Origin of the sequence: Streptomyces sp. AC512_CC834 (assembly GCF_019049325.1) — a bacterium.
Classification (GTDB): domain Bacteria; phylum Actinomycetota; class Actinomycetes; order Streptomycetales; family Streptomycetaceae; genus Streptomyces.
The window spans coordinates 33,626-58,739 of record NZ_JAGMUO010000017.1 but is presented as its reverse complement, the minus strand read 5'-3'; the positions used below and the strand labels follow the sequence as shown (position 1 = coordinate 58,739).

Below are 25,114 nucleotides of genomic sequence, written 5' to 3'. Positions count from 1 at the left end.
ACCCAGCCGGAGCCGGCCCCTCCGGAGCCGACCATGCCCAACAAGGCTGCGGATGGGCTGTCCGTCCCGCGACTACCGGCCCTGCTCGGGCACATGCCGACCCCACGAACCTCCAACCCGGCGGCAGATGCGCGGGCTGGGCGCGGGACTCGGCCGGTGTGTCAGCGGAGTGCCGGGACATCACGGGCCGGGCACTCCTCGCCGGTGCTGAGCCGGTCGTGCCGACGGCTGCCCGGACGGAGAGCGGCCGCACAGCGCGGCGGCGGGTCACCGGACCGTGCCCGGCCGGGGCGTGATGGCCGCCCGGTGCACCGCTGCGACGAGGTTGGGGCGTTCCTCCTCGCACCACCGCAGGGCGTGGTCCTGCGTGGCGAACGTCAGGGGATGGCAACCGGGGGGTGGTGGCCCGGGGGGAGCCCGGTGCCCGCGTTCGGCGAAGTCGGGGCAAGCGGCGTCGGCGGTGTGCAGGTACCAGTACAGAAGCCGTTCCAGGGCCCCGTCGCGTTCCTGCCGCGGTTCCTCCGTGACGACGCGTTCAGCGGCGTGGACACGGAGCAGTTCGTGCACGGTGTAGCGGTCCGGCGACTCCTCTACGAGCAGGTGGGAGCGGACAAGTTCGGTGAGCAGAGCGCAAATATCACGCAGCGGGAGCCCTGCGAGGGCGGCCGCGGCGTGGACGGAGATGTCCGGGCCGGGGACCAGACCGAGCAGGTGGAACAGTCGGGCGGCGGGACGGGACACGTGGTCGTAGGACGGGGAGAAGACGGCGCGCAGGTCCGTGGCGGGATCGCATGCGGTGAAGGCGTCGAGGCTGCCCCGGCTGTCGCTCAGATGCCTGGCGACGGCGCTGAGCGGATGCCCGGGGCGGGTCGCGGCACGAGCGGCGACCAGAGCGAGAGCCAGAGGCAGCCGGCCACAGCGCGTGATGATCTCGTCGGTCGCCCGCGGTTCCGCCATCGGCGGCTCGGCGCCCAGGCGCCGGGTCAGTAGGCCGTGTGCCTCAGCAGGCGTCAGGGGGTTCACCGTCACCGGATGCGCCCCCGCACTGGCCACCAGGCCGATGAGCTGGGTACGGCTGGTGACGACGACGAGGCATCCCGGAGAGCCGGGCAGCAGGGGCCGGACCTGTTCACTGTTGCGGGCGTTGTCGAGCAGGATGAGCATCCGGCGGTCCGTGAGCAGGGTGCGGTAGAGCGCGATCCGGGCGTCCGGGGAGGCGGGAATGCGTCGGGCGGGGACCTCGAGGGCTTCGAGGAAGACACGGACGGCCTCCACCGGTGACATGGCGGCGGCGGCCGAGTCGAAACCGCGTAGGTCGAGGAAGAGCTGTCCGTCGGGGTAGCGGTGAGCGACCCGGTGGGCCCAGTGCACCGCCAGGGTGGTCTTGCCCACCCCTGCCATGCCGCTGAAGACACCAACCACGACCGCCGCTGAGGGCTTGCCATCGCTCGTCAACATGGCGTCGGCCCGGGCCAGGTCCTCCACGTGTCCAGTGAAACTGGCCAGGTCGGCGGGGAGTTGCGCGGGCCGGACGCCGGACGCGGGCGACGAAGACGCTTCCTGAGCAGTGCCCTCCCCCGGCCGCCCGGCCGGGGCCAGGGAGGGGTCGGCCGCCAGCATGCGGTCGTGCAGGTCCCTGAGCGATGCGCCGGGTTCGATACCCAGCTCGGTCACCAGGGTGCTCCGCGTCCTGCGGTAGGCCGCCAGAGCATCGGCCTGCCGATCCGAGCGGTACAGCGCCAGCATGAGGAGCCGACACAGCCGCTCCCGCAGGGGGTGCTTGCTCAGAAGCGCGGTGAGTTCGGCGATCGACTCGCTGTGGCGCCCCAGCTCGACCTCCGCGTCGAGGAAAGCCTCCAGGACGCTCAGCCGCACCTCGGCCAGACGGGAACGCTCGTCCTGGGCCAGGGGCCCCGGGAGGCCGGCCAGCGGCGTCCCCTCCCACACGTCGAGCGCGGTGTGCAGCAGCTCCGAGGCGGCGGAGAGCCTGCCCTCGCCGCGCAGCTTCCGCGCCTTGGCGACCCGCTGCTCGAACAGGTCCAGGTCCATCGCGCGTTCAGGGACGCTGATCCGATATCCGTCCGCGGCTGTGACGATCACCTTCGGCGGCTCACCGGCCGCACGGACGGGTTCCAAGACCTTGCGCAGGTGGGACGCGTAGGTGCGCAGCATGGACACGGCCGCCGGTGGAGGGCTGTCGCCCCACACGGCGTCGATCAGGTCGGCGGCCGAGGCAGGACGTCCGCGGCGCAGCAACAACGCTGCCAGTACAACCTGTTGCTGCGGCGGCCCCAGATCCAGCTCGCGTTCACCGTGCCACGCCCTGACCGGTCCCAGCAGCGCGAAACACAGGCCCTCTTCGTCGGGTGCCTGCGCGGAAGCGTGAGAGGCGTTCCCCGGCGTGATCGCCGGACCTTCGGCAGTGAGCGGACCGCCGGCCGCGGAACTCTGCCGGGGCGACATCTTCGGAAGGCGGTCGCCGGCACGTCCATGCTGGTTCGAGGTACGCAGCCCCGGCGATGCCCTACCCGGTATGTCGTCCGTTCCGGCCAGGTGGCCGGCGAGCGGCAACACGAAGAGATCGTCGTAGTCCATGCCCCTCAGTGCGGCTCGCACGCCGAACGTTACAAGCGGCCCGAGACCAGGCGCCCGCGACCGTCCCTGCCCGTGCCGGTGCCGGTGCCGGAGCGCCCGCGACCGTCCTGCCGTCAGGGCTGTCGCCGCGGAGCCGCGAGCGGCTGGAAGAGGTCCCACCGCACCTTCGGCCGGGCAGCGCACGACGCTCCAGGAACCAATCAGCCTCGCAGCCTGACCGTGACTGTGGCCCCGAGGAACCTGGAGCGGTCTGCCGTCCATGCTTCGTGCCACGTACCGCCGATGCCGGCACCGTACATCGCAAAGAACCACAGAGGATCTTTTCCGCTAAGAGTCGACAGACTGTCATCATGCTGTTCGCGGGAATAGTTTTCCATCGTGATGAAATCTTTTCCGCTCTTAGCTACGACGCCGCCATAATGGAAAGTTGCACGCCCCTCACCCTGCTGACGCAAAAGATCCTGATCCTCGTCCGGCTGAGCCATGGTGACCATCCCATCGCCGACATGAGGAGTCGACGCGAACTCATTTATACGCAATCGCGCAAGAACATCCTCCGACCTCTCCGGGTCCCGCTCGACATGATCCTGAAATCTACCACTCAGGGCAAAAGTCACCCTGTTGTATTCATCCTTGTCCCCACTCTTCCAAGCACTCTCATACCAGCCCTTGTAGCGCGTCGTCTCCATATTCTCGAGAAATTCCTCAATCGCTCCCCAGTATTTCGGATACGCCTCGTGTTCAAGATTCCTGTGGCCTGTCACGAAGCCGAGCATCTCGTTGCAGCGCTGCGGCGTCTTGACGTCAAGCCCCTCTTTCACCTCCTCGTTCCTTTGCTTACGATGTTTGGGCTGAACCTCGTACAACTTTACATTTGAGCCGCCGCCTTCAGATGTAAACTCCAAATACCTTCCCGTTCTGGACAAGGAAAGACCTTTACCTCCATTCCGGCCCGCAAGCCTTTCGTTGGATTCCTTAATCTTATCCTTGGTCGCAAAGAAATTCTTCGCTTGAACTCCGTACGGTACAGCCAAATCAAACCCATCGGACACCGCGAGATCCAACTCCCCGTCATAAACAAGATGCGGAACGGGCGGTCCATACTTGGAACGCTCGTCGAACCAACTACCTTCCGCATTCTTTTCGTTACTGACAAAGAAGTCATCCGTGTTCTCACTCTTCCGAGGGTAGGCCCTCGCCGTCGGCTTGATGATGCTGTAGCGCTGCACTGTGGCGGCTCCGCCGCAGTGTGCTTCGTTCCCGCAGCCATCGCCATTCCCAGGCGTCGCCGTACGAACGTCGTCAGCTCGGGCACTGTCAACAGCGCGCTGCACCGAATAGGTTTTCCCCATGACTTCTGCCGCTTTTGCCTCGGCGTGCCGCTCACCGGGGTCGTCCGGATGAGACACTGCGAGGCCCGCTCCGTTATCCGTCGCCGGAACGGCGCCTCCTTGTCGACCGGTCAGCCAATGACTCAACTCGTGAGCAACAACGGACTTACTCACCTGACCGCTCACGGCAATGTGAGGACCGGTCGTGAAAGCCGCTGCATCAAGCGCACTAGTGGCTGCGCGTGCATCGTGGTCGTCGTGCCAGCGGACCGGGCTGAAGTCGACTCCGCCGAATCGGTGCTCCATTTCAGCGCGCAGGCCCGGTTCCATGGCCCCTCCAGGTTTCCTGGTCACCCGGTCAACCGCGGCCCGTTGCACTTCTGCCCGAGTAGCGTCCGAGGTAACTTCACGGTCGGGCCTCGACGCCAGCCGCTGTATGTGCTGGACCCAGTCTGCGGTGAGGTTCGGCGAATGAGCCTCGATCGGCACGCCGCTCAACACAGTATGAGTAGCAGGGGATCGGTCGTGCTGAATTCTCTTCACGGAGCTTGGTCCTTCCCTTGAGTACAGAAAAACTGTGGATATCACTTCAGTGATTCGAATCCGACATGACCACAATCCTCTATGCCCCCCCACCGTCACGTCGGCGAGGCGCCACGAGGCGAGCGACTGCAGTGTTTCCTGCCTTGTTCTGCAATAACAGTAGGCGCTTGAGTACAGTTTCTTCTGGAGCCGAACGTGCAATCCTTTGAGGTTGCATGGAGGCAGATTGAATACCCTTACCCTGCGGTGATTTAGAGTGCGATTCTTGCGGTTTATGCACGCTAACACTCGCATTTGATGAGTCGCGTAGATTCAGAAGGCAATCGCGGCCGACCCAGTGGTCGGCATGCTGTTGCCACGATGGCGTCATCCCATTGAGCCTGCGACAGTGCCGGACAACCTCCACTGGCTGTCTGCACCGCTTGGCCAGTACAACGTGACGGCGCGAGTTTCAGTTCACTTCGTCGGCCGTCGGCTCGTGACCAGGACCAGAAGGTCACCACTTGGCCGAAGGCGCTGATCGCGTGGGTGAGCGGATCGTCCCATTGGGCTTGATTCTTCAGAGTTGATCATTGCCGCAGAGGACGATCACTTGTTGATCAGAAACTCATGGGGTTCTCGTCCAGGATGTAGCGGACCTGCGGGCCGCCGAAGCAGCCGCGGACGATGTTCGGCCGGTTCACTCGGCGAAGGGCCTTGCCCCCTGTTGTTGGACACACGAGACGCTGGATCCCGAGGATCTGAGAACGGACATCTCGCTACTACTTGGCGTCGCACCGCCGCGGACCGAGGCTCCCGGCAGGCGGCCGACGACCGCTTCGTCACCCGGATACGGGCCGTGCACCGCGAGTCGGACGGCACTTACGGCGTCCCGAGAATCACCGCCGAGCTCCGCGACCGCGCCTTCGCCGCAGGCGAGCCGAACAGAAGTACACGTCTGAAATGTCCACGGTCACCTCGACTGCAAACCACCCAGTTTCAGCCAAGCAGAGGCGCCTAGTGCTCTGACCGCATAGGTTTACCGAGTTGGCGGTGGCACGGTCCGGACCGGTTGGATGTGGGCGGACATCCAAGGTGCGGGGAGGCGTGGTGGCGGAGCCGGTCAGCGTCCGGAGATTGACAGATCTGGAAGGCCAGCAGTTACAGCGGATCGTGCGCCGGGGCAGTACCAGTACGGTGCGCTACCGGCGCGCGATGATGCTGCTGGCCTCAGCCAGCGGCAACCGAGTACCGGTGATTGCACAGCTGGTGCAGGCTGACGAGGACACAGTCCGCGATGTGATCCACCGGTTCAACGAGATCGGACTGGCCTGCCTGGACCCTCAGTGGGCGGGAGGCCGTCCCCGCCAGCTCAGCACTGATGACGAGGACTTCGTCATCCAGACGGCCACCACCCGCCCGACCAAGCTCGGCCAGCCCTTCACCCGCTGGTCGATCCGCAAACTCGCCGCCTACCTGCGACGCATCCACGGCCGACTGATCCGCATCGGACGCGAGGCCCTGCGCTGCCTTCTCGCCCGCCGCGGGATCACCTTCCAGCGCACCAAGACCTGGAAGGAGTCCACCGACCCAGACCGCGATGCAAAGCTCGACCGGATCGAGCACGTCCTGGACCACTTCCCCGACCGGGTCTTCGCCTTCGATGAGTTCGGACCGCTCGGCATCCGCCCCACAGGCGGGTCCTGCTGGGCGAAGGCGGGCCGGCCCGACCGGGTCCCGGCGACCTACCACCGCACCCACGGGGTCACCTATTTCCACGGCTGCTATTCGGTCGGCGACGACACCCTGTGGGGCGTCAACCGCCGCCACAAAGGTGCCGCCCAGTCTCTGGCCGCGCTCAAATCCATCCGGGCAGCACGCCCCGACGGCGCCCCGATCTACGTGATCCTGGACAACCTCTCGGCACACAAGGGCAGCAAGATCCGCAAATGGGCGCGGAAGAACAAGACCGAGCTGTGCTTCACCCCGACGAACGCCTCCTGGGCCGAATCCGATCGAGGCGCACTTCGGACCGCTGCGGCAGTTCACCCTGGCGAACTCGAACCACCCGAACCACACCGTCCAGATCCGCGCACTGCACGCCTATCTACGCTGGCGCAACGCCAACGCCCGCCATCCCGACGTTCTGGCCGCCCAACGCAAAGAACGCGCCCGCATTCGCAGTGAGAAGGGCATCCGCTGGGGCGGTCGACCGCCATCATCGGCAGCGGCCTGACCATCTGGTCCGGTGATCGTTTCCGCTCACAGCTCCAGGTTGGCGCGGACGAGCCGGAATGCGGCCGCCGGGTCCGCAGCACGGGTGACCGTCCGGCCCACGACGACATGTGACGCACCAGCGGCAACGGCAGCACGCGGGGTGCCGGGCCGGGCGTGCTCACCTGAGGACTCACCAGGAAGCGCGACTCCCGGCGTGACGATCAGGGTGCCGGCTCCCAGCACACCCCGCAGTGGCCCGGCTTCCTGCGGCGATGCGATCACACCATGGCAACCAGCGCCTTGCGCCAGCCGGGCCAGCCGCAACACCTGCTCCTCGGTCGCGGTTGAGCCGGTGACGCCGATGTCAGCGAGATCGGAGCTCGTCATGCTGGTGACGACGGTCAGAGCCAGCACGCGAAGGCGTGGAAAGTCGCGGGCCGCGGCGACCGCGGCGGACATGGTGCCGGTGCCGCCCATACTGTGGACGGTCACCATCGAGACACCCAGAGCGCCAGCGGCGCGGACCGCCCCGGCCACAGAGTTCGGGATCTCGAAGAGCTTCAGGTCCAGGAAGACCTCCTTGCCCTTGGCAACGAGGTGCTCGATCAGGTCCGGCCCGGCCGCCGTGAGCAGCTCCATCCCGACCTTGTAAAAACGACACTCCTCACCAAGCAGGTCGACGACTTCGTCAGCCGCTCGGCGGTTGTCATAATCCAAAGCAACGATGATCCGACTGGTTGGCTCCACAGCGTCATTGTCACCCACGCGGCGTTGGAGGCGTCAGCGGCCTGCGCCGCGGCCGACCGCCCTCACCAGCAACCCTGGCCGTCCAACCCGGTGAACCTATGCGGTCACAGCACTAGAGGCATTCAAAGTGACCATAATCCGCCAAAACACGATAAAGGCAGACGAGTCGGGCTGTACGCCGGGTTCTGTTCCGGCGGGGCCTCGCGGTCCCGCCGGCGACGGCCATCCATCTAGGACCGGCGTTGCCACCGGCCTCCAGCGGTCTACCCGCGGACTCGGGCGGGCAGCCCTCGAACGTCCGCGCAGAAGCACCGAGGCGCTTCCTTCTTGACCTTGCTCCGGGTGGGGTTTACCTAGCTGCCCAGGTCGCCCTGGGCACTGGTGGTCTCTTACACCACCGTTTCACCCTTACCGGGGGCCGAAGCCTCCGGCGGTCTGCTTTCTGTGGCACTGTCCCGCGGGTCACCCCGGGTGGCCGTTAGCCATCACCCTGCCCTGTGGAGCCCGGACGTTCCTCGGGAAGTCCCGTGAGGGACTCCACGCGGCCGCCCGCCCGGCTCGTCTGCCGTGTGGACCATGGTACCGGGCGCGGGGGTGGCTTCCGGACGGGCTCAGAGGAAGTCGGTGGTGTCCAGGTCGAAGGAGAAGGGGGCGGGGAGGGTGAGTGGCTTGCCGAAGGGGCTGGTGCGGTGCTCTCGGTAGTCGTCCTTCTCCGGGGTGCTGAACAGCGTGATCGAGGAGGCTTCGCGGTCGACGAGCAGGTAGAGGGGTACGCCACCGCGCGCATAGCACCGGCGCTTGGTCACGCGGTTGGTGTGCGGTGTCGGCGACGTCACTTCCAGCGTCAGGGCGACTCCTTCGCAGGGCATCCAGGGAGCGGCACCTCGGTACGGCCGAAGCGCGCTGGGGGCGAACGTGCCGTCTGGGATCACGTGGTCCAGGGGACGGCCCTTCGCCCTCTTCAAAATCAGGCCTTTGTGGCCGGAGAACTGCATGTCGGTCCGGGACCGCCTGTACACCTGGCCCACGATCCGGCTGATGTGGTGTTCGTGGTTTCCGTCCGGCGGCGGCGTCAGGACGAACTCCCCCTCGACGAGTTCCGCCCTGAAACCCAGGGGAGTCTCGAGATCGACGAACCAGTCCACGAGCAGCTTCTGCGTGATCGGGTCATGTGTCATCGCGCGGCCGTCCCTTCCGTCCTTGACTCCTTGACTCGCCATGTTGGGGCAGCCGGCTCACGTGGTGCGTGAGCGTGGAAAACCTTCCCTCGATCGTGGCCGCTTGACCCTGTCGCAACGTCAACGTTTCTACTGGGGCCATGCGGATCGGAGAACTCGCCGACGTCGTCGGCGTCACCACGCGGACCGTGCGGCACTACCACCACCAGGGCCTGCTGCCCGAGCCGGAGCGGCTGGCCAACGGGTACCGGACGTACACCCTGCGGCACGTCGTCGTACTGGCCCGGATCAGGCGGCTGACCGAGTTGGGGCTCGGTCTTGCCGAGGTGCGGGACGTGCTGGCGGACGAGGCCGGGAAGGAGCTGGCCGAGGTGCTGGCGGAGCTGGACGCGGATCTGGCGAGGCAGGAGGCGGCGATCCGGGACCGCCGGGCGCGGCTGCGGGCGCTGCTGGAGGCGGAGGGCGGGCTGCCGCCCGAGGGGCCCGTCTCGCCGGAGCTGGCCGCGCTGTTCGCCGGGATGGGGGACGTGTCCGGCTCGCCGATGGCCCTTCGGGACCGGGAGATGCTGGCGATGATGGAGAGCACCGTGCCGCCGGAGGCGCGGGAGGGGCTGCTGGCGGCGCTGCGCGGCGCCCTCGACTCACCGGGGGCGGTGGCGCGCGCCCACCAGGCGTACGCCCTGCTCGACGAGCTGGCGGACGCCGGGGCCGACGATCCCCGCGTGGCCGGGGCCGCGCGGGCGCTCGCCGACTGCATCCCCGCGGAGCTGCTGCCCGCGGAGGGCGTCGAACTCGATTCCGGGCACGGGATCCTGCGCGCCATGTACGCCGACTTCGCGCCGGGGCAGGCGGCGGCGATCCGGCGGGCCATGGAGATCGTCTCGCGGGAGCTGCGGCCATGAAGGGCCGGTCGTCCTTCCTCACGGTCCCCCACCTTCTGGTACGGCACGAGCTGCGGCTGTTGGTGAGCCTGTGGCTGTGGGCGGCCCGGCGGACCCACGGGGCGGTGGCCGACGGGTCCGTCTTCGGGTACGCGCGGGGGCAGGGCGCGATGATGTCCGGGTTCGCGTTCGTGTGTGTCGTCGAGTCCGTGATGATGTCCGTGCTGCTGCGGGACTGGCCCACGGTGCACCACGTGGTGCTGGTCCTGGACGTGTACACGGTCGTGGTCGTGGTCGGGCTGCACGCCGCGTCCGTGGTCCGGCCGCACGTCCTGGACCCGGCCGCCGGGACGCTGCGGATCCGCCGGGCCGTCCACGTCGACGTACGGATACCGCTGGAGCGGATCGCCTCCGTCCGGCGTGAGCTGCGCGCGACGCACGAGCGGGCCGAGGGCGCGTTGGATCTCGCCGTGGGCGCGCAGACCTCCGTCACCGTCGAGCTCGCCGAGCCCGTCACCCACGTCACCTTCTTCGGGCGGCGGCGCGAGGTCCGCGTGGTGCGCTGTCACGCCGACGACGCCGACGGTCTCGTACGGGCCGTCAGGCAGGCGCGGGAGGGGTACGCCGTACCCTGACCAGGAGCCCTGGAGCCTGGGAGCTCGGAGTGAAGGAGTACGTGTGCTTGTCCTGCTGCCGCCGTCCGAGGGGAAGGCCGCGTCCGGCCGGGGCGCCCCGCTGAAGACCGGGTCGCTGTCCCTGCCGGGGCTCACCGCGGCCCGGGAGGCCGTCCTCGGCGAGTTGGTCGAGCTGTGCGCCGGTGACGAGGAGAAGGCGCGCGAGGTGCTCGGGCTGAGCGAGGGGCTGCGCGGCGAGGTCGCCAAGAACGTGGAGCTGCTGACGGCGGGAGCGCGTCCGGCCGGCGAGATCTACACCGGTGTGCTGTACGACGCCCTGGACCTGGCCTCCCTCGACGCGGCCGCCAAGAGGCGGGCAGCCAGGTCGCTGCTGGTGTTCTCGGGGCTGTGGGGTGCGGTACGGGTGACCGACCGGATTCCCTCCTACCGGTGCTCGATGGGCGTGAAGCTGCCCGGGCTCGGGGCGCTGGGCGCGCACTGGCGGGCGCCGATGGCCGAGGTGCTGCCGGCTGCGGCCGGGGCCGGGGGCGGGCTGGTCCTCGACCTGCGTTCGGCGGCGTACGCGGCGGCCTGGAAACCGAAGGGCGAGGTCGCCTCACGGACCGCGACCGTGCGGGTGCTGCACGCGCCGACCCGGAAGGTGGTCAGCCACTTCAACAAGGCGACCAAGGGGCGGATCGTACGGAGTCTGCTGGCGTCCGGGACCGCCCCCGAGGGGCCGGCGGAGCTGGTGGAGGCGCTGCGGGCCCTGGGGTACGAGGTGGAGGCGGCGGCGCCCGCGAGGGCGGGGAGGCCGTGGGCGCTGGACGTGCTCGTGGACGAGGTCCACTGACTCCACTGACCTGCCGATCCTGCCATTGCACTTGCTGCAACGGTGATTGCAGAGAGTGCGTTTCGGCGGCACGATGACGTCATGAGTTCTCCGCTGCCCTCCTCCCCCGCCGCCTCGGTGCTGGATCTCGCGCCCGTCGTGCCCGTCGTGGTCGTCGACGACCCCGCCGACGCCGTGCCGCTCGCCAGGGCGCTCGTCGCCGGTGGGCTGCCCGCGATCGAGGTGACGCTGCGGACGCCGGTCGTCCTCGACGCGATCCGGGCAATCGCCGGTGAGGTGCCGGGCGCGGTGGTCGGGGCGGGCACGGTCATCACGGCGGAGCAGGTCGGGGAGGTCGTGGCGGCCGGGGCGCGGTTCCTGGTCAGCCCGGGGTGGACGGACGTGCTGCTGGAGGCGATGCGGGCGTCCGGGGTGCCGTTCCTGCCGGGGGTGTCGACGACGTCGGAGGTGGTGGCGCTGCTGGAGCGCGGGGTGCGGGAGATGAAGTTCTTCCCCGCCGAGGCCGCGGGCGGCACCGCCTACCTCAAGGCGCTCGCCGCGCCGCTGCCGCAGGCTCGCTTCTGCCCGACCGGCGGCATCGGTCCGGCCTCCGCTCCGGAGTATCTGGCGCTGCCCAACGTCGGCTGCGTCGGGGGCAGTTGGATGCTGCCGAAGGACGCGGTGGCCGACCGGGACTGGGGGCGGGTGGAGGCCCTGGCCCGTGCGGCGGCGGCGCTCAGCGCAGGTGGGACGTCTCGTTGAACAGGCGGACGCTCGCGTTGCCGTCCGCGTAGTACGCCACCGCCGACAGCGACGCCGCCGACAGTTCCATCCGGAACAGCGACTCGGGCGGCGCGCCCAGGGCGAGTCGCAGGAACGTCTTGATCGGCGTCACGTGGGAGACCAGCAGCACCGTGCGGCCCGCGTAGGCCGTGACCAGTTTGTCCCGGGTGGCGGCGATCCGGGCGCCGGTGGCCGCGAAGCTCTCGCCGCCGCCGGTCGGTTCCGCGTCCGGGGAGGCCAGCCAGGCGGCCAGGTCGTCGGGGTACCGCTCGCGCACCTCGCCGAAGCTGAGCCCCTCCCACGCGCCGAAGTCGGTCTCCCGCAGCCCCTCCTCGATCGCCACCCGCAGACCGAGGCGCGCTGCGACGATGCCCGCGGTCTCGCGGGTACGGGCCAGGGGCGAGGCGACGACCGCCTCGATCGTGCCGCGCCGGGCGAGGCTCGCGGCGACCTTCTCGGCCTGCTCCCGGCCGACGGACGACAGGGACGGATCGCTGCCGCCGCTCCCGGAGAACCGCTTCTGGGGGGTGAGTGGCGTCTCGCCGTGCCGCAGGAGGACGAAGGTGGCGGGGGCGCCCATGTCGGGGGGTCCCCAGCCGGGCGAGGCCACGGTCTTCGCGGCCCGCACGTCGGCGTCGGCCGAGGTCGAGGCCAAGGTCGAGGCCGAGGCCGAGGTCGAGGTCTCAGCGACGGTGTCGGTGTCAGTGTCGCGTGACCACGTGCCAGGCGGCGCGGTCCCGGCCGCCTGTGCGACGCGCTCGTCCTCGGCGGCACCGCCGCGGTCACCGAGGCCGGCCAGGTCGACGGCCCCCGCGTCGGGGGCGGCCGCGGCAGGGTCATCGCCGGCGGCGGCCTCCACGCCGGTACCGCCTCCGGACCCCGCTCCGGTCCCGGTCCCGGCCCCGGTCCCGGCAGGAGCCGCGCTCGGCTCACCCCCGGTACGGCGGGCCCGGACGGCGCGTCCCGCGGCACCGCCCGTGTCCAGTTCCGCCGTCGACGTCGACGCCGACCACTGCTCGCCGCGCGCCCCCGCGTCCATCGCCTCGTTGGCCAGGCGGTCGGCGTGCTTGTTGTGCGCGCGGGGGATCCACTCGTACGTCACGCGCCCCGGTGGGAAGACGCGCGCCGCCTCGGCCGCCAGCGGCTTCATGTCGGGGTGCTTGATCTTCCAGCGGCCTGACATCTGCTCGACGACGAGCTTGGAGTCCATCCGTACGTGCACGGCCGCGTCCGGGTCCAGTTCCTTCGCGGCGCGCAGGCCGGCCAGCAGACCCCGGTACTCGGCCACGTTGTTCGTGACGACCCCGAGGTACTCGGCGGCCTCGACGAGGGCCTCCCCCGTCGCCGGGTCCAGGACCACCGCTCCGTAGCCCGCGGGCCCCGGGTTGCCCCGCGACCCGCCGTCGGCCTCGACGACGAACTCCCGCGCGGGAGCGGTCACAGCCCGGAGTCGGCCGTACGCACCAGGATGCGGCGGCAGTTCTCGCAGCGTACGACCGTGTCGGGCGCCGCCGAACGGATCTCGCTCAGCTCGGTGATCGCCAGCTCCTGGCGGCATCCCTGGCAACTGCGCTGGTACAGCTTGGCCGCACCGACGCCGCCCTGCTGCTCGCGCAGCTTGCCGTAGAGCTTCAGCAGGTCGTCGGGGACGGAGCCCGCGATGACCTCGCGCTCCTTGGTCACCGAGGCGGCCTCGGCGTCCAGCTCCTCCACGGCCGCGTCGCGGCGCGCGGCGGCGTCGTCGGTCTTCCCCTGGACGGAGCCGACCCGCTCGGTCAGCTCGGCGACCCGCTCCTGCGCGGACTCGCGGCGCTCCATCACCTCCAGGACGACGTCCTCGAGGTCGCCCTGCCGCTTGGCGAGGGAGGCGATCTCGCGCTGGAGGTTCTCCAGGTCCTTCGGGGAGGTGACGGCGCCGGAGTCCAGGCGCTGCTGGTCGCGGCCGGCACGCCGGCGCACCTGGTCCACGTCCTGCTCGGCCTTGGTCTGCTCGCGGGCGCAGTCGCTCTCCTCGGTCTGCGCGGCCACGAGCAGGTCACGGAGCTGGGTGAGGTCCTTGGTCAGCGACTCGATCTCGGCGTGCTCGGGCAGGGACCGGCGCTTGTGCTCGAGCTGCTGAAGACGCGTGTCGAGGCCCTGCACGTCGAGGAGTCGGATCTGGTCGGCGGGCGCGGCTTTCAGTTGGGGGCTCCCAATGCGTTAGAGGTCGGGGTGGACGCCGCGTGGGCGGTCCAGGGGTCGGTGACCGTCTTGGAGACGTGGACCCTGAGGTCCCAGCCGTTACGGTCGGAGACTTCGTCGAGCTGGGCCGCGCCCAGCTCGCACCAGGGCCACTCGGTGGCCCAGTGCGCCGCGTCGAGCAGCGCGAGGGGACGGTGGGCGCGGTGAGCGCGGTGAGCGCGGTCCGCGGTGAACTCCGAGACGGGGTGGTGGCGCAGGTCCGCGGTGAGGAAGGCGTCGACGCCGGCCGCCCGTACGTGATCGAAGAGGCTGTCGCCGGAGCCGCCGCTGACGGCGACCGTGCGCACGGTCGCCTCCGGGTCGCCGGCGACGCGGATGCCCTGCGCGGTGGCGGGGAGCCGCTCGGCGGCGCGGGCGGCCAACTCGCGGACGGTCAGCGGATGCTCCGTCTCGCACACCCTGCCGAGGCCCCGACGCCCGTCCGGGTCGGTCGGGTCCGGCACCAGGGGCCGTACGACGCGCAGGTCGAGGGCGCCGGCCAGCGCGTCGGAGACGCCCGGGTCGGCGGAGTCGGCGTTGGTGTGGGCGACGTGCAGGGCGACGTCGTTCTTGATGAGCGTGTGCACCACGCGGCCCTTGAAGGTGGAGGCGGCGACCGTCGTCGTCCCCCGCAGATACAGCGGGTGGTGGGTGACGAGCAGGTCGGCGCCCAGCTTCACCGCCTCGTCGGCGATCTCCTGCACGGGGTCCACGGCGAACAGGACCCGGGAGACCTCCTGGTCGGGGTCGCCCACGACGGTGCCGACCGCGTCCCAGGCCTCGGCCCGCTCGGCGGGCCACAGGTTGTCCAGCGCGGCGATGACTTCTGACAGACGGGGCACGCCTGCAAGGCTACCTGGAGGTTCTGTGCCGTTGTACCGGCGGCGTGTGTACCGGCGGCGTGCGCCGTGCACCGCGGTGGCCCCGGTCCCGTCCGGCACAGCACACACCCCGCCCTCCCCTCAGGCGAATCGTTCCTGTGCCACACGTATGTGTGATGGGGGCCGTCGCAGGTCCCCCGCCCGTGCGTGCGAAAACTAGCTTCGTCGCCGGAGGTGACCGAACGATGACGGCCTGTGCGATCGAGTCTTCGGCGGACCCCGGGAGCGACGGGGCCCCGAGGGCGGGCTGCAGCATCACCGCGGAGGGCGCCTATGCCGCGCGCCTCACCCGGCGCGGGGGAAGCGGGGAGAGCGGGGGGAACAACGGGGACTCCTGGTATCCGGAGCGCTGGACCCTGGACGGACCCGAGCCGTACGCGGTGCCGCTGCCGGGCAACCAGCCCGAGGAGCCCGGCACCGAGGTGCAGCCGATGGGCGACGGGCGGGTCCTGATCCACCGCCTCACGGCGGGCCGGCACGTCTTCTCGCTGCTGTACCCGACCGGACCCGGCACCGGCGAGCTGGCCCTCGGCGCGGTCGAGTGCCCGGCGGACACCACCGGGCTGCGGCTGCTGCCGCCGGCCCCGGACGGCGAGCGGGCGTACGCCCTCGCGGTGGGCCCGCGCTCGACGGTGCTGTGGCAGGTCGCCGGCGGCGCCTTCGGGCCCGAGCGGCTCGCCGAGATCCCGGGCCGCTGCTCGGGCGGGGCCTGGCTGGACCGTACGGGCCGGATACTGGCCGTGGACCGGGAGACCGGCGGGCGCACCAAGGCGGTCGTGGTGGACCTGGAGCGGGGCGGCGAGGTGTCGCCGCTGCTCCAGATCGCCGCGGACAGTGACGACCGGATACTGCTGGCCGACCCCGACAGCGGGCTGGTGCTGATCCGCTCGGACGCCCCCTCGCCGGGGCACGAACGGCTCGGCTGGGGGGTCCTGGGCAGCACGCTGCCGGTGCGCTTCCCGGAGTGCCTGCGGCTGCCGGACTGCGTCGTGACGCCGTTCGCGATCCAGCCGGGGCAGGTGCTGACCCCGGAACGCTGCGCGGTGGCGCTGCGGGTGGACGGCGCGTTCGGCAGTTGGGTCGGTGTGTGGCGGCCCGCCGAGCGGCAGGTGCGGCACCTTCCGGCGCCCGAGGGGTGGTTGACGGGCGCCGGACTGTGGACCCCGGAGGGGGAACTGCGTCTGCCGTGCTCCACACCGCAGTTGCCGTGCGGGGTGGCCCGGCTGGCCGCACCCGACGCGGGTGACGACGAGCGCACTGCGGATGCGTGGGATGCGGAGGTTGTGGAAGGTGTGGGGGATGTGGGGGATGTGGGGGGTACGGAGGAATCAGCTCCGGGCGGGTCCGGCGAACCGGACACGGCAGACGCTTCGACATCCGCTCCACCGCGCCCCGTACCGCTGCAACAGGCCCCGCTGGCACGGCTTGTAACGAAGTAGTCCCGGTTGGCGTGGCCGCCTGGATTCGGCCCGAGGTGTGCCGGTTAGACTCACCCGGCTGTAGGAAAGATCATGTTGACGGGGTGAATTCCTTCCGATGAACGACGCCAGCACGACCCAGCCGATCCAGGCCGCCGGTGCCGACGTTCCCGAGACCGACACCGGCCACGGCAAGCACCGCGGGCCGGTCTCCAGCCAGGAGGTGGTGGCGAGTCCGCAGGGCCGCCACCGCAAGCCGGCCGAGGAGTCCGAGACGGCCGCCTGACGGCCCGGACAAGGCACAGAAACACAAGTGGCTCCGGCCCCGTTCGTCGCAACCGGCGGACGGGGCCGTTGTCGTCACTGTCGGTGTCACCGTCACCGTCGCTGTCATCCGTAGCGGACGACGGTGTCGGCGAGGACGGGCGCGTCGTCCCGTTCGACGGCGCTCACGGCCACCCGCGCCTCCCCGGTCTCCCCCGTCTCCCCACTCTCTCCCGTCTCCCCGGTCTCACTGCTCCGAGCAGCCCCCGCGGGACGCCACATCCGCACCCGCAGCGTCTCCCCCGGGTACACCACTCCGGCGAACCGCGTGCGGTACTCGCGCACCCGGGTCACGTCACCGTCCAGCAGCGTGTCGACGACCGCCTTGAGCGTGGCGCCGTACGTGCACAGCCCGTGCAGGACGGGCCGCTCGAAGCCGGCGCGGGCGGCGAACTCCGGGTCGGCGTGCAGGGGGTTCCGGTCGCCGGAGAGCCGGTAGAGCAGTGCCTGGTCCTCGCGTACGGCCCGTTCGACGACGTGGTCCGGTGACCCGGCGGGTGGTGGCGCCGGACGCCCGGACGGGCCCCGCTCGCCGCCCCAGCCGCCTTCCCCGCGTACGAAGACCTCGGCCTCGTCGGTCCACAGCGGCCCGTCCGCGTCGGTGACCTCGGTGCGCAGGACGAGGACGGCCGCCGTGCCCTTGTCGTACGCGGCGACGACGCGCGAGGCCGCGCTCGCCCGGCCGCGCACCGGAACGGGCCGGTGCAGGCGCAGCCGCTGCCCGCCGTGCAGGACGTGCGCGAGGTCGACGTCGACGCCGGGCACGGACAGGGCGCGGATCACGCCCGGGGGGCCACCGCCGGCCACGGTCGCGAAGCTCGGCAGGACGTGCAGCCGGGACTCGAGGGTGTAGCGCAGTTCGCGCGGGTCGGTGGCAGGTCGGCCGGCGCCGATGCCGAGGTGGTAGAGCTGGACGTCCTTGTGGTCCCAGGCGATCTCACGGACCCGGGGCGCGGCGGCGAGTACCCCGGCTGCGTCGATGGGCACGCCCCTCCTGCTCCTCACCGTCACGACGACGATCACGGACAGCCCGACCGTACGGGACGCAGGCGGTGCGGGACGCCGGCCACCCGTGACATTTGTCCTGCCGAACTCCGGACAACCGCATCTGCCGCCCACCCCCGCCGGCTCCGTAGCGTCACCGGCATGGGACCAACACAGGGCACCGAGGGCAGCGAGGGCGCAAAGGGCGCCACCCCCGCCGTCTCCTTCGCGGGAGCGGCCAAGGCCTACGGCGATGTCCGCGCCGTCGACGGCGTGGACCTGCGCATCGGGCGCGGCGAGACGGTCGCGCTGCTCGGCCGCAACGGCGCGGGCAAGTCGACGGCGATCGCGCTGCTGCTCGGCCTGTGTCCGCCCGACGCGGGCACGGTGGAGCTGTTCGGCGGGCCTCCGGAGCGCGCCGTGCGCGACGGCCGGGTCGGGGCGATGCTCCAGGAGGCACGGGCGGTGCCCCGGGTCACCGTGGGCGAGCTGGTCGCGTTCGTGGCCGGCCGCTATCCGGCGCCGATGCCGGTCGGGCAGGCCCTGGAGCTGGCCGGGATCGCCGAGTTGGCCGGGCGGCGCGTGGACCGGCTGTCGGGCGGGCAGACCCAGCGGGTGCGGTTCGCCCTCGCGCTGGCCGGCCACCCCGACCTGCTCGTCCTGGACGAACCCACGGCGGCCCTGGACGTGGAGGCCCGGCACACCTTCTGGCGGGCGATGCGGGCCTACGCGCGGCACGGCAGCACGGTCCTCTTCTCGACCCACTACCTGGAGGAGGCCGAGGCGCACGCCGACCGGATCCTGGTCGTCGACCGGGGGCGGATCGTCGCGGACGGCACCGGCGACGAGCTGCGCCGGGCGGCGGGCGGCAGCCGCGTCTCCTTCGACCTGGCCGGGCGGCCCACCGGGGACCTGACACTGCTGCCCGGGGTGCGCACGCTGGAGATACGGGGCGACCGCGCGCTGCTGCGCACCGAGGACTCCGACGCGACCGTGGTCGCCCTCGCGGCACTCGGCGCGATCCGCGGCCTGGAGGTCGCCCCCGCGTCCCTGGACGACGCGTTCCTGGCCCTGACGGCGACGACGGACGGGGAGAGCCCGCGATGAAGGGCGCGACGAAGGGTGAGGTGAAGGGTGCGATGAGGGACTATCTGCGGCTGGAGACCCGCCGTACGCTGCGCGATCCCGGCTTCGTCATCGGGGGCGTCGCCATGCCGGTGCTCATGTACCTGCTGTTCACCAACCTCGGGGGCGGCGACGTCGGCGAGTGGAAGACCGGCGCGATGGTCGGCATGGCCGCCTACGGCGCGGTCGGCTCGGCGCTGAACACCGGCGGCGGGGTCGCCGAGGACCGGGCGATCGGCTGGCTGCGGCAACTGCGGGTGACGCCGATGCCCTCGCACCAGGTGGTCGTGGGCCGGGCCCTGACCGCCTCGGTCACCGTGCTGCCCGCGATCACGGCCGTACTCGCCGCGGGCGGTCTGATCAACGGCGTACGGCTGGCGGCCTGGCAGTGGGCGGCGCTGGCGCTGCTGCTCTGGCTGGGGTCGGTCCCCTTCACGCTGCTGGGGCTCGGCAACGGCTACCGGCTGACCGGGCAGACCACGGGCGTGGCGAACATGGTGGCCAACCTGGGGCTCGCGGTGCTCGGCGGACTGTGGTTCCCGCTCGCGCTGTTCCCGGAGTGGCTGCGCGCGGTGTCGGCGTACACGCCGACCAACCGCTTCGCCGAGCTGGGCACCTCGGTCGCCACGGGGCACGCGCCACCGGCGGGTGGGATTCTCGTACTGACGGCATGGCTGCTGGTGTTCGGGGCGTACGCCGTCCTGTCCTACCGCCGTGGCGCGGGAAATGGCTGAAAGCTGAGCGACGAACGCAAGACACAAGACACGAGACACGGAAGCGGAAGTGGAAGTGGAAGTGGAAGGGAGTCGACGGTCATGACCGGGACCCGAGGGCGGCTGCGGAGGATCTCGTGCCGTCTGGACGCGTGGCAGTTGGCGCGGCAGTCCGAGCCGTTCGATCCCTCCGAGCCGTCCGAGGCAGGCGGGGGGCCGGAGCGGGTCGGTCCGCCGCCCACCGGTTTCACGCTGCTGCCGTGGCTGCTGATGGGCCTGGGGAGCCTGGCGAACATCTTCCAGGGGCAGAGCTCCAACCCCTGGATCGGCGGCGCGGGCCTGCTCGTCTTCAACTCGCTGTACATCTACGTCGCCTTCCGCTCCTTCGACAAGACGTTGCGCGAGGCGCCGTCGACGCGGCTGGCGCTGGCCGCCATGGGGCTGGTGACCTGCGGTCTGGCCCTGGCGTACGGCGGTAGCTGGCTGCTGTTCTTCCCGCTGCTCGGCCTGGCCGCGGGGGCGGCGCTGCGTGGCCGGTGGCTGGGGCGGTGGGGCTGGTCGCTGGCGGTGGTGGCGGGTGTGGTGGCCGGTGTCAAGGACGGCTGGACCGGCCTGAACATCGCCTACGGGACGTTCCTTTCGACGATGGTGACGGCCGCGATCCTGAGCCTGTCCGACGCCGTACGGCAACTGCGGGCCGCGCGGGAGGAACTGGCCACGCGGGCGGTGGCGGAGGAGCGGCTGCGGTTCTCCCGGGACCTGCACGATCTGCTGGGGCACACCCTGTCGGTGATCGTGGTCAAGTCGGAGGCCGCCCGCCGGCTGGCTCACCGAGACCTGGACGCGGCCCTGACCCAGATCACGGACATCGAGTCGGTCGGCCGCCAGGCGCTGACCGAGATCCGCGAGGCGGTCACCGGCTACCGGGAGGGCAGTCTGGGGACCGAACTGGACCGGGCCCGTTCGGCGCTGAGCGCGGCCGACGTGGAGCCGGTGGTCCGCCGGTCGGGACCGCCGCTGCCGCCGCAGGCCGAGGCGCTGCTGGGGTGGGTGGTGCGGGAGGCGGTCACCAATGTCGTACGGCACAGCGGGGCGAGCCGGTGCGAGATCGCGGTGTCGGGCAGCGGGGAGCGGGCCCGGCTGACGGTCACGGACAACGGCACGGGCGTCGCCGACTCCACCCAGGGCCCGGGCACCGGCCTGACCGGCCTCACGGAACGCCTCGCCACGGCGGGCGGTTCGCTGACGGCGGGGGTGGAGCCGCGGGGCGGCTTCTCGGTGACGGCGGAGCTGCCGGTGCGGGAGGAGGGGGAGGAGGAGGCAGGGGCGCCGGTGGGCGCACCGGCGTAGTCCCCGCGCGTCGCGCCGTTCCCCCTGACCTTGCGCCTGACCTTGCCCCTTGCCTCGCGTCTTGCCTTGCCCCTTGCGTCGCGTCTTGCCCTGCGCCTTGCCTCGCGCCCGCACCGCGCGCCCAACTCTGCCCCTTGCCTGCGCCTAACCTTGCCCCGTGACCGACGAGAAGCCCCGCGCCCGCCCCGTCCGCGTCCTCCTCGCCGAGGACCAGGGCATGATGCGGGGCGCGCTCGCGCTGCTGCTCGGGATGGAGGAGGACCTCGAGGTGGTCGCGCAGGTGTCGGCCGGGGACGAGATCGTCGGCGCCGTGCTCGCGCACCATCCCGACATCGCCCTCCTCGACATCGAACTGCCGGGCCTGAGCGGCCTGGACGCCACCGCCGAGTTGCGGGAGCGGGCGCCCGGCTGCCGGGTGCTGATCCTGACCACGTTCGGCCGCCCCGGTTACCTCCGGCGGGCCATGGAGGCGGGTGCCGCCGGTTTCCTGGTGAAGGACGCCCCCGTGGAGGGGCTGGCCGACGCGATCCGCCGGGTGCTGGACGGCGAGACGGTCGTCGACCCCGCGCTCGCCGCCGCCGCGCTCAGTGCGGGTCCCAGCCCGCTCACCGCCCGGGAGTGCGACGTCCTGCGGGCCTCGGCGGACGGCGCGACCGTCGCCGACATCGCCGCGGCCCTGCACCTCTCCGAGTCCACGGTCCGCAACTACCTCTCCGCCGCCATCGGCAAAACCGCCACCCGCAACCGCACGGAGGCCCTGCGCGAGGCCCACCACCAGGGCTGGCTCTGAGCAGGACAGTCCTAGCCCCGTTCCAGCCCCGTCCTAGCCCCGTTCCACGGCCTCGCCGCTCGGCCTCCCCGGGGGCAGCCACGCGCGCATCAGCAGCGCGGCGGCGACCAGGACGACGGCGGCCGTGCGGAACACCAGCGCGTAGCCGTCCGTCAGGGCCACCGGGCCGGCGTTCTCTCCCCCGGCCCGGGACGCCGCGACCGTCGACAGCACCGCGAGTCCCAGCGAACCGCCCATCGTCCTGGAGGTGTTGATCAGCCCGGAGACCAGTCCGGCGTCCCCGGGCGCCGCGCCGGAGATGGCCAGCGACGCCAGCGGGGTCGCCGCCATGCCCGCGCCCAGCATCATCAGCACGCCGGGGATCATGATCGCGGTCAGATAGCCGCCGTCCGCGGTCATCGTCGACTGCCAGCCGAAGCCGACGGCCGCCACGACCGTGCCCAGTACGGCCACGTTCCGCGCCCCGATCACCGGCATGAACCGCGGTGCCGCTTTGGACCCGAGGATCACCGCCAGCGAGCTGGGCACGAGGGCGAGACCGGCCTCGAAGGGGGAGTAGCCCAGGACGTTCTGGGCGTACAGCGTCATGAAGAACCACATCGAGAACATCGACGAGCCGGACACCAGCATCGCCACGTTCGCCGACGCCACCGCCCGCAGCCGCAGCAGCCCCAGCGGCATCAGCGGTGCCTTCGTCCGCGTCTCGACGAGGAGGAACAGTGCGAGCAGCGCGAGCCCGGCCGCCAGCGGCACCAGCGTCGCGGTCGACGCCCAGCCCTCCGACTCGGTCTGCGAGATGCCGTAGGCGAGCGTGGCGAGACCGACGGTCACCAGCAGCGCGCCCGGCAGGTCGAGGCGCCGCCGCCCCTCTCCCCGGCTCTCGGTCAGCCACAGCGCGGCGCCGGCCAGCACGACCGCGCCCACCGGCACGTTGATCAGCAGCACCCAGCGCCAGGACAGCCCGTCCACCAGGGCGCCGCCCACCAGTCCGCCCGCGGCCCCGCCACCGGCGCCCACCGCGGTCCAGGTCGCGATCGCCCGGGCCCGCGCCGCGCCCTCCGGCACCGCCGCGGTCAGGATCGTCAGCGTCGACGGCGCCAGGACCGCCGCGCCCAGCCCCTGCACGGCACGTGCGGCCAGCAACTGCCAGCCCTCCTGGGCGAGGCCGCCGCCCAGCGAGGCCAGGGTGAAGAGCCCGAGCCCGATCAGGAACATCCGCTTGCGCCCGTACAGGTCGCCGGCCCGCCCGCCGAGCAGCATGAACCCGGCGAAGGCGATGGCGTAGGCGTTGACCACCCACTGCAGCCCCTGCGGGCTCAGCCCGAGGTCGGCCCGCATCGAGGGCAGGGCGACGTTGACGACGGACACGTCGAGCACGACCAGGAACTGTCCGGCGCAGGCCAGCGCCACGACCAGCCAGGTCGGTGGCGTGCGGCGCGGGGATATTCGGGCGGATGTGGCGGCGGTGGAGGTACCGGGGGCTTCGAGCATGGGTGTCATGGTCTCAACCCGGCGGCGCCCCTTGCATCGGAATTTGGTCCCCAGTCCCGTTTCCACCCGTCCTAGGACCAGGGGCCTAGACCAGGGACGGGTCCAGGGCCTGGGCCAGGGGCCCAGGCGGCCGGCCGGTGAACTGCACGTAGGCGCGTCCCCAAGAGAAGGTCAAGAATTAGTTAGGGACTCGAAGCAACGGAATAGTTGCCCAGGCGCACGAGGTTCAGCCTGCACACACCTCGATCAACTCGACCACCCCGATCACTCTGATCACCCCGAATCACCCTGATCCCCGATCACCCACGCATTCGCCGACTCCGGCCTGGAGGCCCCACCCCATGTCCCACACGACGACCGACGAACCCGTCCGGAAAGCGAGCGGGGCCACCGTCCCGGTGCTCGCCTTCGCGGGCATCGTCGTCGCGGTGATGCAGACCCTGCTCGTCCCGGTCTTCAAAGACCTGCCGCAACTTCTGGAGACCAGCCCCGGCAACGCCACCTGGGTCATGACCTCCACCCTGCTGTCCGGAGCCGTGGCCACGCCGATCATGGGCCGGCTCGGCGACCTGTTCGGCAAGCGCCGCATGCTGATCGTCAGCCTGTCGGTGATGGTGGTCGGCGCGCTGGTCAGCGCGTTCACCGACGCCCTGCTCCCGATGATCGTCGGCCGTACGCTCCAGGGCTTCGCGATGGGCGCGATACCCCTCGGCATCGGCCTGATGCGCGACATGCTGCCCCGTGAGCGGCTCGGCTCGGCGATGGCGCTGATGAGTTCCTCGATCGGCGTCGGCGGCGGCCTGGCACTGCCCGGCGCGGCCCTGGTCGCGCAGCACAGCGACTGGCACACCCTGTTCTACGGCGCCGCCGGCCTCGGTGTCCTCTCCATCGTCCTGACCCTCCTGGTCGTACCGGAGTCCCCGCTGCGCGCCAAGGGCTCCTTCGACCTGCCGGGCGCGCTGGGCCTGGCCGCCGGTCTGATCCTCTTCCTCCTGCCGATCACCAAGGGCAGCGACTGGGGCTGGTCGTCGCCCACCACGCTCGGCCTGTTCGCCGCCGCCGTCGTGGTCCTGCTCCTGTGGGGCCTGATGGAGCTGCGCGTCAAGGCTCCGCTGGTCGACCTGCGCACCACGGCCCGCCGCGAGGTACTGCTCACCAACCTCGCCTCGATCATGGTCGGCGTCTCCTTCTACGTCATCTCCCTCGTCCTGCCGCAGCTCCTCCAACTGCCCTCCGAGACCGGCTACGGCCTCGGTCAGTCGATGGTCGTCGCCGGCCTGTGCGTGGCCCCGCTGGGCCTGACGATGATGTTCACCGCGCCGGTGTACGCCCGTCTGTCCGCCCGTTACGGCCCCCGCACCACCCTGATCGCCGGCCTGCTGATCATCGGGGTCGGCTACGCCGGCGGCCTCGGCCTGATGAACGCCGCCTGGCAGACCATCATCACCTCGATGCTGATCGGCGCGGGCATCGGCCTCGCCTACTCCTCGCTGCCCGCGCTGATCATCGGTGCGGTCCCGGCCTCGGAGACGGGCGCGGCCAATGGCCTCAACACCCTGATGCGGTCCATCGGTACGTCGGTGTCGAGCGCCGTCATCGGCATGGTGCTCGCCAACACGGCGAACGACGTCGGCGGCGTCGCCGTCCCCACCATGCAGGGCTTCCGCGTCTCCTTCCTGATCGCGGCCGCCGCGGTCGCCGTCGGCCTGGCGCTGGCCTTCTTCCTCCCCCGCCGCAGCCCGGCCACCGTCACGCAGCTACGCGCGAGCAGCGAGGAGGACGCGAACCTGGCCCGTGCCGAGCAGGCGCTCGCCGGAGCCGGAGAGGCGCCGCACGGCTTCCGCGGCCGGGTGCTGGCCGCCGACGGCGCCCCCGTCGCGCGCGCCAAGGTCACGCTGATCGACCGGCACGGACGCCAGGCGGGCGCGACCCTGTCCACCGGCGACGGCAGCTACACCCTCGCCGTCCCCGCCGAGGGCCCGTACGTGCTGGCCGCCCGCGCCGCGGGCCACGGCCCGCTCGCCCACTCGGCGACCCACGGCGGCGACCGCCCGGTCGACCTGGACCTCTCCCTGCCGGGCGAGACGGTCCCCGCCTGACGGGTCCCCCGCGTGAGGG

The 25,114-nt window shown here is 71.2% G+C and carries 21 protein-coding genes, 1 other RNA gene and 1 pseudogene; 13 read left to right on the top strand and 10 right to left on the bottom strand.

The features are described 5' to 3' along the window. Positions 1-267: 267 nt before the first annotated feature. Positions 268-2,595: an AfsR/SARP family transcriptional regulator gene (locus KUM40_RS06945; protein WP_254394681.1), complete on the bottom strand. Its 2,328-nt coding sequence runs from the start codon at positions 2,593-2,595 to the stop codon at positions 268-270. Between the two features lie 200 nt (positions 2,596-2,795). After that, on the bottom strand, positions 2,796-4,256 hold the full coding sequence (locus tag KUM40_RS06940; RefSeq protein WP_217163939.1) for a DUF4157 domain-containing protein: 1,461 nt from the start codon (positions 4,254-4,256) through the stop codon (positions 2,796-2,798). 778 nt (positions 4,257-5,034) lie between these two features. Between KUM40_RS06940 and KUM40_RS42610 the strand changes: the two genes are divergently transcribed. Together KUM40_RS42610 and KUM40_RS06930 are read left to right on the top strand one after the other, a co-directional pair. Then, positions 5,035-5,469, top strand: coding sequence for an IS3 family transposase (locus tag KUM40_RS42610; RefSeq protein WP_374227352.1), 435 nt, complete (start codon positions 5,035-5,037; stop codon positions 5,467-5,469). An 89-nt stretch (positions 5,470-5,558) separates the two neighbouring features. Next, a pseudogene (locus KUM40_RS06930) lies at positions 5,559-6,684 on the top strand (IS630 family transposase). A 26-nt stretch (positions 6,685-6,710) separates the two neighbouring features. Here the strand turns inward: KUM40_RS06930 and pyrF are convergent. The 3 genes from pyrF to KUM40_RS06915 all read right to left on the bottom strand — a co-directional run bounded on the left by pyrF (position 6,711) and on the right by KUM40_RS06915 (position 8,590). Then, a complete protein-coding gene (pyrF, locus tag KUM40_RS06925; RefSeq protein ID WP_217163934.1) occupies positions 6,711-7,412 on the bottom strand; it encodes an orotidine-5'-phosphate decarboxylase in 702 nt (233 codons plus the stop codon). Between the two features lie 158 nt (positions 7,413-7,570). Next, an RNA gene (rnpB, locus tag KUM40_RS06920) (RNase P RNA component class A) lies at positions 7,571-7,973 on the bottom strand. Positions 7,974-8,023: 50 nt separating this feature from the next. After that, complete coding sequence (locus KUM40_RS06915; RefSeq protein WP_217163932.1) at positions 8,024-8,590, bottom strand: Uma2 family endonuclease; 567 nt, start codon at positions 8,588-8,590, stop codon at positions 8,024-8,026. A 140-nt stretch (positions 8,591-8,730) separates the two neighbouring features. Between KUM40_RS06915 and KUM40_RS06910 the strand changes: the two genes are divergently transcribed. From KUM40_RS06910 to eda, 4 genes are all read left to right on the top strand, one after another. Further along, positions 8,731-9,492 (top strand): MerR family transcriptional regulator, encoded by a 762-nt coding sequence (locus KUM40_RS06910; RefSeq protein WP_217163930.1) that lies wholly within the window; start codon positions 8,731-8,733, stop codon positions 9,490-9,492. After that, on the top strand, positions 9,489-10,106 hold the full coding sequence (locus KUM40_RS06905; protein WP_217163928.1) for a hypothetical protein: 618 nt from the start codon (positions 9,489-9,491) through the stop codon (positions 10,104-10,106). Before KUM40_RS06910 ends, KUM40_RS06905 begins: the two co-directional genes overlap by 4 nt. 43 nt (positions 10,107-10,149) lie before the next feature. Beyond that, positions 10,150-10,938, top strand: coding sequence for a peroxide stress protein YaaA (gene yaaA, locus KUM40_RS06900; protein WP_217163926.1), 789 nt, complete (start codon positions 10,150-10,152; stop codon positions 10,936-10,938). A gap of 81 nt (positions 10,939-11,019) precedes the next feature. Beyond that, positions 11,020-11,679, top strand: a complete 660-nt coding sequence (eda, locus tag KUM40_RS06895; protein WP_217163925.1) for a bifunctional 4-hydroxy-2-oxoglutarate aldolase/2-dehydro-3-deoxy-phosphogluconate aldolase — start codon at positions 11,020-11,022, stop codon at positions 11,677-11,679. Here eda and KUM40_RS06890 read toward each other — a convergent pair. The 3 genes from KUM40_RS06890 to KUM40_RS06880 are packed head-to-tail and all read right to left on the bottom strand — an operon-like array spanning position 11,654 to position 14,762. Next, entirely contained in the window at positions 11,654-13,141 is a 1,488-nt protein-coding gene (locus KUM40_RS06890) for a bifunctional RNase H/acid phosphatase (RefSeq protein ID WP_217164095.1), read from the bottom strand. The genes eda and KUM40_RS06890 overlap by 26 nt on opposite strands. Then, positions 13,138-13,881 (bottom strand): zinc ribbon domain-containing protein, encoded by a 744-nt coding sequence (locus KUM40_RS06885; protein ID WP_217164073.1) that lies wholly within the window; start codon positions 13,879-13,881, stop codon positions 13,138-13,140. Before KUM40_RS06885 ends, KUM40_RS06890 begins: the two co-directional genes overlap by 4 nt. Next, on the bottom strand, positions 13,878-14,762 hold the full coding sequence (locus tag KUM40_RS06880) for a Nif3-like dinuclear metal center hexameric protein (protein WP_217163923.1): 885 nt from the start codon (positions 14,760-14,762) through the stop codon (positions 13,878-13,880). Before KUM40_RS06880 ends, KUM40_RS06885 begins: the two co-directional genes overlap by 4 nt. A 224-nt stretch (positions 14,763-14,986) precedes the next feature. Here KUM40_RS06880 and KUM40_RS06875 point away from each other — a divergent pair, with 224 nt between their 5' ends. Beyond that, on the top strand, positions 14,987-16,240 hold the full coding sequence (locus tag KUM40_RS06875) for a hypothetical protein (RefSeq protein WP_217163917.1): 1,254 nt from the start codon (positions 14,987-14,989) through the stop codon (positions 16,238-16,240). A 97-nt stretch (positions 16,241-16,337) separates the two neighbouring features. Continuing rightward, positions 16,338-16,505, top strand: coding sequence for a hypothetical protein (locus KUM40_RS06870; protein WP_217163915.1), 168 nt, complete (start codon positions 16,338-16,340; stop codon positions 16,503-16,505). A gap of 104 nt (positions 16,506-16,609) precedes the next feature. Here the strand turns inward: KUM40_RS06870 and KUM40_RS06865 are convergent, their stop codons facing one another. Then, positions 16,610-17,530 (bottom strand): MaoC/PaaZ C-terminal domain-containing protein, encoded by a 921-nt coding sequence (locus tag KUM40_RS06865; RefSeq protein ID WP_217163913.1) that lies wholly within the window; start codon positions 17,528-17,530, stop codon positions 16,610-16,612. A gap of 159 nt (positions 17,531-17,689) precedes the next feature. Between KUM40_RS06865 and KUM40_RS06860 the strand changes: the two genes are divergently transcribed. From KUM40_RS06860 to KUM40_RS06845, 4 genes are all read left to right on the top strand, one after another. Further along, positions 17,690-18,634, top strand: a complete 945-nt coding sequence (locus KUM40_RS06860; protein WP_217163911.1) for an ABC transporter ATP-binding protein — start codon at positions 17,690-17,692, stop codon at positions 18,632-18,634. A gap of 32 nt (positions 18,635-18,666) precedes the next feature. Continuing rightward, positions 18,667-19,386, top strand: a complete 720-nt coding sequence (locus KUM40_RS06855; RefSeq protein WP_217164071.1) for an ABC transporter permease — start codon at positions 18,667-18,669, stop codon at positions 19,384-19,386. Between the two features lie 81 nt (positions 19,387-19,467). Then, on the top strand, positions 19,468-20,715 hold the full coding sequence (locus tag KUM40_RS06850; RefSeq protein ID WP_217163909.1) for a sensor histidine kinase: 1,248 nt from the start codon (positions 19,468-19,470) through the stop codon (positions 20,713-20,715). Between the two features lie 157 nt (positions 20,716-20,872). Next, positions 20,873-21,505: a response regulator transcription factor gene (locus KUM40_RS06845; RefSeq protein ID WP_217163907.1), complete on the top strand. Its 633-nt coding sequence runs from the start codon at positions 20,873-20,875 to the stop codon at positions 21,503-21,505. Positions 21,506-21,538: 33 nt separating this feature from the next. Here KUM40_RS06845 and KUM40_RS06840 read toward each other — a convergent pair whose 3' ends face one another. Beyond that, on the bottom strand, positions 21,539-23,005 hold the full coding sequence (locus tag KUM40_RS06840) for an MFS transporter (protein ID WP_217163905.1): 1,467 nt from the start codon (positions 23,003-23,005) through the stop codon (positions 21,539-21,541). Positions 23,006-23,337: 332 nt separating this feature from the next. Between KUM40_RS06840 and KUM40_RS06835 the strand changes: the two genes are divergently transcribed. Then, positions 23,338-25,095: an MFS transporter gene (locus KUM40_RS06835; RefSeq protein WP_217163903.1), complete on the top strand. Its 1,758-nt coding sequence runs from the start codon at positions 23,338-23,340 to the stop codon at positions 25,093-25,095. Positions 25,096-25,114: the final 19 nt, after the last annotated feature.